We start from the raw sequence: 9,424 nt of genomic DNA on the forward strand, positions 1-9,424 counted from the left end.
GGCGGTGAGAAAACCACGATACTACCGCAGTTTGCCTCCTAACCGCACTGAAAGAGTTGCACTTACAAGTTGAATTCCCGAGGCATTAAATAACCTGATCCCTGCTGATATATTTTATGGGAGGGGCACTGAAATATTGGAACAAAGAGAAATGATTAAACAGAATACTCTGGATACGTGAAGACGATTGTATTACGATAACCAGATGAATCAAACCACCAGATGAGCGGATGGGTCTCTTAAATGAGGCTACACTTTGTCCAATAGGTTTTGACGATGTACACTCAGCGAACCTATTCTGGCCCGCTTAATTAAAAAGTTAGAGGTTCTATAAATATAAAAGGAGAAATCTTGTTATCCTTTTTTCGTAGAGTTTCCCTTATTATTTGTATTGTTCTCTTCTTCGGCCTTGATGTTCCACAGGTTAAGGGGGCAGAGATCGCCCTGCTCATCAGCCAAAATCTGCCGAGCTATCGGGAGGCTATAGAAGGCATAAAAAAGATCTACAGGGGAGATCTAAGAGAGTTTGATCTGAAAGCCGACCCGCAAACATCAGAAAGAGCGGTAATGGCATTAAAGAGGGACCCACCAGATCTGATTCTCGCCATTGGTCTATGGGCAACCCGAGTCGCAAAAGAAAATTTTAAGAAGATCCCCATCATCTTCAGCATGGTATTTGACCCTGAGCGCTTCTCTATCTTCGGAGAGAATATCACAGGAGTAACTCTGGAGGTCTCCGTCTCTGAAATCTTTTCCCAGATCCGAGACCTCTTCCCAGAGGTAAAAAAAATCGGCGTTCTTTATAACCCTAAAAAGACCGGGAGGCGGATTGAGCAGGCAGAGAGGGCAGTTCGGGCGTTGGACGTCTCCTTGATCTCGGTACCGGTTCATTCAGAAAAAGATGTTCCTGAAGGCCTCAGAACCCTTCAACCCAAGATCGATCTTCTTTGGCTAGTTCCGGATAGCACAGTCATTACCCCAGAGTCTGTAGACTTTCTCCTTTTAACCTCCTTTGAAAACAATATTCCGATTGTGAGCTTTTCGGACGGTTTTGTGAGGAGAGGGGGCGCTGCTTCATTTTCAGCTGATTATCATGCCGTAGGAGAACAAGCCGCCAAGTTGGCGCTAAGCGTTTTGCAAGGGGAAGACCCGGCACGACTTGCTATCCGACCCGCTGAAAAAATCCGATTATCATTTAACTTAAGGATCGTAAAAAAGATGGGGATTAGATTCAACCCAAAAGTCCTTCAAACAGCAGACAAGGTCTATGATTAAGTATTCCCTTAAATTCAAGATGGTCATTTTATTCAGCCTCATTATTGTGGTGATCTGCACAGCTTTAGGTCTCACCTTCTTTATCCAAACCAAGAAGGTCTTGCTGGAAAATTTCACAAAACGTGGCCTCATCCTGGCCGAAAATACTGCATACAACAGCAGGTATGGTGTCTTTGCGGAAGATCTGGTCATCCTTCAGGATTTGATTCAAGGAGTCCTTCAGGTGGAGGACGTGATCTATGTCGCCATCTCAAACTTTTCAGGAGATATGCTCGCGCAAAAATCTAAACAGCTACCAAATAAATTCGACGAAGGAGCACCCGATCTCCCTCAAATCAGAAAGAAGGCCTTCACCGACAGAAGCCCCTCGGTCAAATCATACTTAGCGGAAGATGGAAGGAGATTGTACGATATCTTGGCGCCTGTGATGAAATCAAGGGAGAGGCCGCGAGGCTTCCCAGCGGAGCTTTTAGAAGAAGGATTTGAAAAACCGAGGAAACCGGAATCCGTGATACAGGGATTTATTCAGGTCGGGATGTCCCCCGCGCTATTGAATCAACAGATCCGGAAAGTCATGAGCATTTCAATTTTTGTCACGCTCATGATGATGGCGGGAGGAGTTGGCCTGGTCTATTTTGTTTCAAGACATAATATCAGGCCGCTGGAAACATTGGCCATGATCGCCCAGAAAATAGAGAGGGGGGACCTTTCACAATCCGCCCCCGTCACCAGTAAGGATGAGATCGGTGAACTGACCACCATCTTTAACCAGATGACCCATTCCCTCAAGGCACGTGATCAACAAATCAAGGAGCGCATGGCACAGGTCGAGCGTGCGGAGGCAGAGCGCGAGAGATTGCTACACGCCATTGAAAGCCTTGACGAAAGTGTTGTTCTCTTCGATAGTGAGGATCGAATCGTTTTCTGCAATGAATCATTCAGAACGCTCAATAAGAAAATCGCCGAATTCATTAAGCCGGGAACGTTGTTCGAAGCTCAGCTGAGAGCCAGTGTCCAGGCTGGTTTGATACCGGAGAGCATTGGAAATGAGGACAAATGGATAGAACAGCAACTGCTGAGACATTCCAACCCGGCTGGCTCATTCGAGGTCAAAAGGGCAGATGGTATGGTGGTACTTGTCAAGGAACAAAGGCTGTCGGATGGCGACACTATTCGGATTATCTCAGACATCACCTCTCAGAAGCGCACCGAGGTCGAACTTATCCAGGCCGCAAAGATGGCCACCCTCGGCGAGATGGCTACGGGAGTGGCGCACGAACTGAACCAACCGCTCAGCGTCATCCGCATGGCGACCGAGAATACCATTGAGCGCATGGATGAAGATAATTTAGAGCCCCGCTATCTGCGTGACAAGCTGACGCGCATCAGCAATCAGGTTGATCGTGCTTCCACGATCATCAATCACATGCGCATCTTCGGCCGCAAGAGCGAGCTGACCTCCTCCAAGGTCGACCTGAGAAAAGTTGTGGAGGACGCGCTCAGCCTTTTCGGCGAACAGCTTCGCCTGCGCGAAATCATTGTTGAGAAGGACTTGCCCGAAGTTTGCCGAAAGGTTCAGGGTCAGGCAGTCCAATTCGAGCAGGTTGTGCTCAACTTGCTCGGCAACGCCCACGACGCCATAGAGTCAAACTGCCAGAGACCGGGAGAACCGCGTAGAATCGGCTTGAAGGTCGAGGACACGGGACTGGAAGACAAGATCAAGGTGCTCATCACGGACAGCGGGGGTGGAATCCCCGACTCGATAATCAAGCATGTTTTCGAGCCCTTCTTCACGACCAAGGACCCGGGCAAGGGCACCGGCCTCGGCCTCTCCATTAGCTACGGCATCATCTGTGACTGGGGCGGAACGATCAAGGCGGAGAACAAAGGCAACGGCGTATGCATCACGATCACGTTGCCAGTGATGGCGTGAGAGCGGTGAGGCCGATGGCCTAGACGGCGACAATCCCAAAGTTTGGGCGGACCACCTCGAGACCCAGACGATCATGCGCAAGCTGGCCGAGAAACTGCGTGGGGACTTAACCCCGCGGAAACCAGAAAGGAGTAAAAAATGTCCCAGAAGATCCTGATTGTCGACGATGAAGATGCGATCCGAGAGGAAATCATCGAGAAGCCCGTCAACCTCAGACATCTGATACACGTCATCCAGCGGAGTGAGAAGTTGATCCAACTGAAACGCGCTGAGCACCTGTCGCGGCTGCGGAGTACAAAGACCCCGAAACCGGCAGCCAGATCAAAGCTTTCGCTGCAAGGTCTGATCGAAGAGGTGGTTAATGCCATTCGACCTATCACAGTCGAGAAAAATATCAAGGTCGTTCTCGATAAATTTGAAGGAAAGAGCCTGCTTCAAGGGGACCGAGACAAACTCGAACAGGTTACACGAACCTTGTTGATAATGCGATTAAGTTTACGCCTCCGGGCGGTCAGATCACCATCACACTGCAGAAGGAGCAACAAGCGCTCAAAGCCACGATCAAAGATACCGGAATCGGAATTCCGCCGGAGGAGCAGCCACGGATTTTTGAGCGTTTTTTCCAAGTTGAGCGAGCATCCTCCACACATGAAATCGGATCGGGCTTAGGCATGTTTATCGCGAAGAACCTCATAGAACTGCATGGGGGACAAATCCGGGTGACCAGTGAGGTCGGAAAGGGGAGTGCGTTTGCATTCACACCTCCCATTAGACGATCTTACCATTTAGAAAGAAAGGACCACAGAGGATGAAGCCGGTCATTTATCTCTTGATTGTGATCTTCCTGATTTACCCTAATCAGACACGGGCGGAAGAGGCGGGGGAGCAACTCGAGGACATCTTTGCCATTTTTTCCGAAGAGAAAATGGTCATCACCCCGTCCAAGCACTCCCAGCCGATCAGCCACTCCCCTTCGACGATCACGGTGATTACGGCAGACGAGATCCGAAGGTCGGGGGCCACAAGTATCCCGGACATCTTGCGGAGCGTGCCGGGTATGGAGGTGATGCAGACCAGTGCAGCAGAGTTCAACGTGAGCATCCGGGGGAATAACCAGCTTCAAGCCAACAAACTCCTTGTTCTGATTGATGGGCGGTCCGTCCAGGAAGAGGTACAAAACTTTGTCTTTTGGACCGCCTTCCCCATTGAACTTGAGGAGATCGATCGGATCGAGGTCATCCGGGGTCCCGGTTCTGCGATCTGGGGAGCGAATGCCTTCGATGGAGTGGTAAACATCATCACCAAATCCCCGAAAGACCTGAAAGGGACCTTTATCTCTACCACCGGCGGTCAAATTGGGACATCGCTTATTAGGCTGATCCATGCGGGAGAACACGAAAGGTTCGACTATAAACTCTCCCTGGGGCATCACCGGGCCAATGAGTGGAGGGATCGGGATGCACTCGCCTTGGAGGTCTTCCGCGGAAATGTCCTCATACGATATCATCTCAGCCCGGAGAGGCGGCTCAGCCTGTCCGGGGGCATTAGCGACGCCGCTCGTTATGACGGCCCGCTCTTTGACACCACCGGCTTGCTCGATACCGACATTGCCTATAGCCATCTCCAGTTGACCTATGAGGCCCCTCGCTCTTTCTTCCGTTTTTATTGGAATAGCTTTCGGACCAAGTTAAAACAGACAGCACTTGTCCTGGGAACCGAGCCGGAATTCATCTCGAATAATCGACTCTATAATCTGGAGTGGCAGCATCAGGTCCCTATTAGCCGAACCCATCAGCTCATCGGAGGGGTCAACTATCGACTCAACGTCGTTGAAGGAAATATTATCGATCAACGACATCAGCTCGATCTTATCGGGATTTATCTCCAGGATGAGTGGACCCTCCTGGAGTCGCTCACGCTAGTGGTTGGGACACGGTATGACTACAGTGAAACTTCTGGAAGAGATTTCCAGCTTCATACCTTCAGCCCGAGAGCAAGCCTCCTTTACAGACCGGCCCAGCATCAGACTTTCCGCCTATCCGCCGGGCTGGCCTATCGGCCTCCGACCCCGCTTGAAAGTTTTCAGCGTCTTGACATCGTATTGCCTTCGTTGCCGATCAATCAAATCGTCGGGAACCGGGGCCTTGATCATGAACAGATCGGTTCTTATGAGGCCGGCTACACCACACTTCTCTTTGGACGCATCAAAGGAGAGATTACCTTGTTCTATAACCAGTTATCGGATCTGATCAACTCTCAGCTCGCGGAGGGAGATCCGACGATATTAACCTACTTTAACCGGGGGAAGGCACAGGTGTACGGAGGAGAGATTGGGGGAGAGTTGCTTCTCAGAACGTGGCTGATTACCTTCGCAAACTATGCCCACCAGCAGGTCGATGACAAGAGCCCTTTGCCTATTAGACGTGCCGCCCCGAGACATAAGATCAATGCTGGCATTCGCATACAACCCGGGAACGGCCTCACGGCCGACCTATTGATCCACTATGTCTCGAAGATCAAATATCCTGAGCCCTTGGGTAATCCGGGCCAAACACGTGGAACTGACGCCTATACCCTTGTAAACCTCCGGACAGGCTATCGTCTTCTGCATGACAAAGCGGAGCTGGTTTTGTCGGTATTCAATCTCTTCAACGACATCCACCGCGAATATCCCTTGGGAGATGAGATCGGGATACGGGTGGCAGGAACACTGAATTTAAGATTCTAATAAAGTGCGCGGATTCAAGTTTGAAGTGCAACAGTTAAAGAAGTCTTGGTTTTAAAGAATACCTCATAGGGTGTTCTAAATCCCAGTGATTTTCTTGGGCGGTGGTTGAGTTTGTTCATGGCGTTTTTGATCTCTGTGTTGGTCACGGTGGTCAGATCCCTGTGTTTGGGGAAATACTGTCGGATTAATCCATTGGTATTTTCGTTTAAACCATGCTCCCAAGGGGCATACGGATGAGCAAAGTATATCCGGGTTTTCAGGTCCTTGGCCATGCCTTTGTGGTCGGTAAATTCCCGGCCATTATCGTAGGTGATCGTATGTACTCGATCTTTATGCGGGGTGAGGGCCTGCTTGACCGCGTTTCGGACTGCTCCGGCGGTCTTGTGAAGAACAGCTTGTATGACCGTTGAGAAATGGACTCTGATCCTAAATGAGGGGACAAAACAAAAGATATTTACTGCTAAGGAGGTGGGAATTCTTAAAGTCGCTGAACGAATTCCGGATAAAATCCCGTCTGATAAACAGTGCTTGATTTTAGTGGATATTTTTCAGAAAGCAACACTCGAGGGGATTATCGAATAACATCCAGATTGCAATGCTATTCGTGAGATTGTTGGGTTAAAACCTACGAATATAACTCAGGATCGGTACATGAAAGGAGGTTGGTTTCAGCAGCGTGAGTATGCCGTAGAAATACGAAGGCAGTCTCACAGAGCGCATTTGATCTTAAGTAAAGGGCCTTCTTTGAGTGAGGTGAACACGCGTAGCGAATGCAATCCTCTTCCTTCTAGGGAGGGCCTTCAATAGGCCAACTTGGGGGGATGGGTTCCTCCGGATTAGGTCACGGTTCTAGTCACGGTTCGGTCACGGTTGGGGATATATCAGGATAGTACAACATCACAAAGAAATGAGCGGAAACCCTTATAATACAAGGATATTATCACATGGAGTCATCAAGGGTCACTCTTGGTATTTCTCGGTGGTATAAGATTAAGCATCCTTTTTATACAAGGCAACTCTCGGCAACTATTGATATCTTAAACAGGATTGTTTAGGATACCCACAATCGAGGAAGCTATTTCAAGATCCTGCTTATTCAACCGGACGAAAAGAGGAGATTAGAGAATGAAAACAATACTGGCTACTATTGTGGCGTTGGTTATAACTATTCCTTCCTCAATAAATGCCGCTGAAAACTTCTATGTAGGAATAAGCGTTGGAAGTACTTCAGCTGAAGATGCGTGTGATGGTGTTATCGTGGGAGCCTCATGCGACGACTCGGACTCGGGAGCAAAGATCTTTGGAGGAGTGCAGGTTACAGAAAATTGGGGGTTCGAGGTTTCTATAATTGACTTGGGAGAAGTTTCATTATCAATCCCAGGTGCGAGAGAAACAATAGAAGCAGTCGCCATTAGTGTTTCAGGAATAGGTACGTTGCCTATTACACCTGAATTTGGTATTTTCGGAAAACTAGGTTTATATCGTTGGGATGTTGAAGATACTCTCACTATCGGATTCTCGTCAGCAACAATAGAAGACAGTGGAACTGATATAATGTTTGGTATCGGGGCCAAGTATCTTTTCACGGAACGGGTTGAAGGGCGCGTGGAATGGGAAAACTATAAAGACGTTGGAGATGAACTTACAACAGGCCAATCCGACGTGAACCTGATTTCAGTTGGGGCCAGCTTCTCCTTTTAGAAGACATACACATAATCCAAGAGATTTCGAGTAATAGGCCCTACCCTGCAAGGAGGCTTGCACCTAGTTGAGTTCCCTTGTTAACCAATCGTGGTTATTTCCGGTTCTATCTGCGGACGTTCTTTTGTTGAAAAGTTAATAGACCGGAATATATTACTTAGGTTAACCCTTTAAAATTGGCCCATACCCCCCCCTAATCTGGTCACGGTTTTAGTCACGGTTCGGTCACGGTTTTGGTCACGGTTAAGGGTATATCAGGATCGCACTCCATCACAAAGAAATGAGCGGAAACCCTTATAATACAAGGGAATGATCATCTTTAATCATCACTGGTCGCTCTTGGTATTTCTCGGTGGTATAAGATTCTGGATCTGTCTATCGAGGTTCGAGCCCTCGTCCCCCAGCCAATCGCTTTCTTTTTTATTATCAATAGCTTGTGAAGTCTCCTCCTCTCACGGCCATTGACATATATTCTGACCCACCACTTGCCCGAACCCTTCGGATGCGCCAAAGGGCCCTTATCTTTGCCGTGTTCTCTTGCCATGTTTTGCCTCCTTATTTTTCCAATAGCTTTTCATTCTGTTGGCATGGTTCCGGCAATCTTCCAAACAATAGATTGTCCCTTTACGGTTCACAGTGAAGAAGCCCCTGCACCGATAATACACGCACCGACCGATCACGGTATCCAGATCGTCAATCAACGTGGCGTAAAGCGCCTGCTTTAGATCAATCGGGATTGATTGACGGATAATCTTCGGATGATCCCCCAATATGTCATCGTCTTTGTGCCCGACAAAGGCCGGGCCTTGGATAATGTTTTTGTCGAGCGGCTTTGGAGAACTGTAAAACAAGAAGGAGTTTATTTGAAAGGCTATAGAAATATCTCAGAATGTCGAGAAGGATTGAGGACCTATTTTGATCGATATACAATCTCTGAGAACACCAATCTCTCGATTATAATTATCCAGCAAAAATATATGAGGGAGAAATTCTGCTAAAGGAAGCAGCATGATGAAAATAAGAGTCCACTTATTAAACACAAACCAACTGTTTGTCTTTTTAGACTATTTTAGATAAAGTAGTCCGCAAGACACTCACGAAAAAGACAAACAAAAATAAGGAGCACTTCATGAAAAAGTTTTATATCTTTTTCATCGTATTTTTTTTGATGCTCACCCTCCAGGCTTGCGGCGGCGGTGGTGGGGTAGCTCAAGTGGCCGGCGGCGGCAATAATAGCGTCGCGGCACGATCCGCGCCTCTTCCGGTTCCAGATATCGACTGTCCTACCGGCGGCATACTCGTCGAAACCGGAATTGATGAAAACGGGAACGGCTTCTTAGACGCAGCTGAAGTCGATCAAAGTGAGAAGCTCTGTAACGGTGCGACTGGGGCCACCGGTGCGCAAGCGCTGCTTCTTTTAAGTGATGAACCAATCGGACCCAATTGTTCGTTTGGCGGTGTCAGAATCGATTCTGGCCTCGATTCCAACATAAACAACACCCTTGATCCCAGTGAAATCACCGAAACAAAGTTCGTCTGTACCCCCGCCAGAGCCTTGTTTGAAGCCAAAGAAAAACTCGTAGCCTTTGATGCCGGAGCCGGTGATCAATTTGGGTTCTCCGTCTCGATTTCGGGCGATTACGCCATTGTCGGGGCAGTCTTTGAAGCTGCGGGGGGGGGCATCGATGCGGGTGCGGCCTATCTCTATCATCGGACGGGTCTAAATACCTGGGACGCCGGCGTCAAGATCCTCGCTCCGGATGCCGGAGCCAATGATTTCTTTGGGA

General features: G+C 48.6%; 7 protein-coding genes and 1 pseudogene. 7 read left to right on the forward strand and 1 reads right to left on the reverse strand.

Annotated elements, in window-relative coordinates; genetic code table 11:
* Window positions 1-330: 330 nt before the first annotated feature.
* From EYQ01_10940 to EYQ01_10955, 4 genes are all read left to right on the forward strand, one after another.
* Window positions 331-1,275: a hypothetical protein gene (locus EYQ01_10940; GenBank protein ID HIE66300.1), complete on the forward strand. Its 945-nt coding sequence runs from the start codon at window positions 331-333 to the stop codon at window positions 1,273-1,275.
* The gene (locus EYQ01_10945) at window positions 1,268-3,208 is read left to right on the forward strand and encodes a HAMP domain-containing protein (protein ID HIE66301.1); all 1,941 of its coding nucleotides are present in this window, start codon (window positions 1,268-1,270) and stop codon (window positions 3,206-3,208) included. The genes EYQ01_10940 and EYQ01_10945 overlap by 8 nt, the downstream gene beginning before the upstream one ends.
* 488 nt (window positions 3,209-3,696) lie before the next feature.
* Entirely contained in the window at window positions 3,697-4,020 is a 324-nt protein-coding gene (locus tag EYQ01_10950; protein HIE66302.1) for an ATP-binding protein, read from the forward strand.
* Entirely contained in the window at window positions 4,017-5,936 is a 1,920-nt protein-coding gene (locus tag EYQ01_10955) for a TonB-dependent receptor (protein HIE66303.1), read from the forward strand. The genes EYQ01_10950 and EYQ01_10955 overlap by 4 nt, the downstream gene beginning before the upstream one ends.
* Window positions 5,937-5,950: 14 nt before the next feature.
* Here the strand turns inward: EYQ01_10955 and EYQ01_10960 are convergent, their stop codons facing one another.
* A complete protein-coding gene (locus EYQ01_10960; GenBank protein ID HIE66304.1) occupies window positions 5,951-6,481 on the reverse strand; it encodes an IS30 family transposase in 531 nt (176 codons plus the stop codon).
* Window positions 6,482-7,061: 580 nt separating this feature from the next.
* Here EYQ01_10960 and EYQ01_10965 point away from each other — a divergent pair.
* From EYQ01_10965 to EYQ01_10975, 3 genes and pseudogenes are all read left to right on the forward strand, one after another.
* Window positions 7,062-7,637 (forward strand): hypothetical protein, encoded by a 576-nt coding sequence (locus EYQ01_10965; GenBank protein HIE66305.1) that lies wholly within the window; start codon window positions 7,062-7,064, stop codon window positions 7,635-7,637.
* Window positions 7,638-8,431: 794 nt separating this feature from the next.
* Window positions 8,432-8,527 (forward strand): annotated as a pseudogene (locus EYQ01_10970) (hypothetical protein).
* A gap of 239 nt (window positions 8,528-8,766) precedes the next feature.
* A partial coding sequence (locus tag EYQ01_10975) for a hypothetical protein (GenBank protein HIE66306.1) occupies window positions 8,767-9,424 on the forward strand: 658 nt, incomplete at its 3' end.

It is taken from the genome of Candidatus Manganitrophaceae bacterium (assembly GCA_012960925.1).
In the GTDB taxonomy this organism is placed as follows: Bacteria; Nitrospirota; Nitrospiria; order SBBL01; family JAADHI01; genus DUAG01.

Bases quoted from the DNA above. Each gene is read 5' to 3' on its own strand.
- EYQ01_10965 (HIE66305.1), top strand. From the start codon at position 7,062: ATGAAAACAATACTGGCTACTATTGTGGCGTTGGTTATAACTATTCCT.
- EYQ01_10955 (HIE66303.1), top strand. From the start codon at position 4,017: ATGAAGCCGGTCATTTATCTCTTGATTGTGATCTTCCTGATTTACCCT.
- EYQ01_10945 (HIE66301.1), top strand. From the start codon at position 1,268: ATGATTAAGTATTCCCTTAAATTCAAGATGGTCATTTTATTCAGCCTC.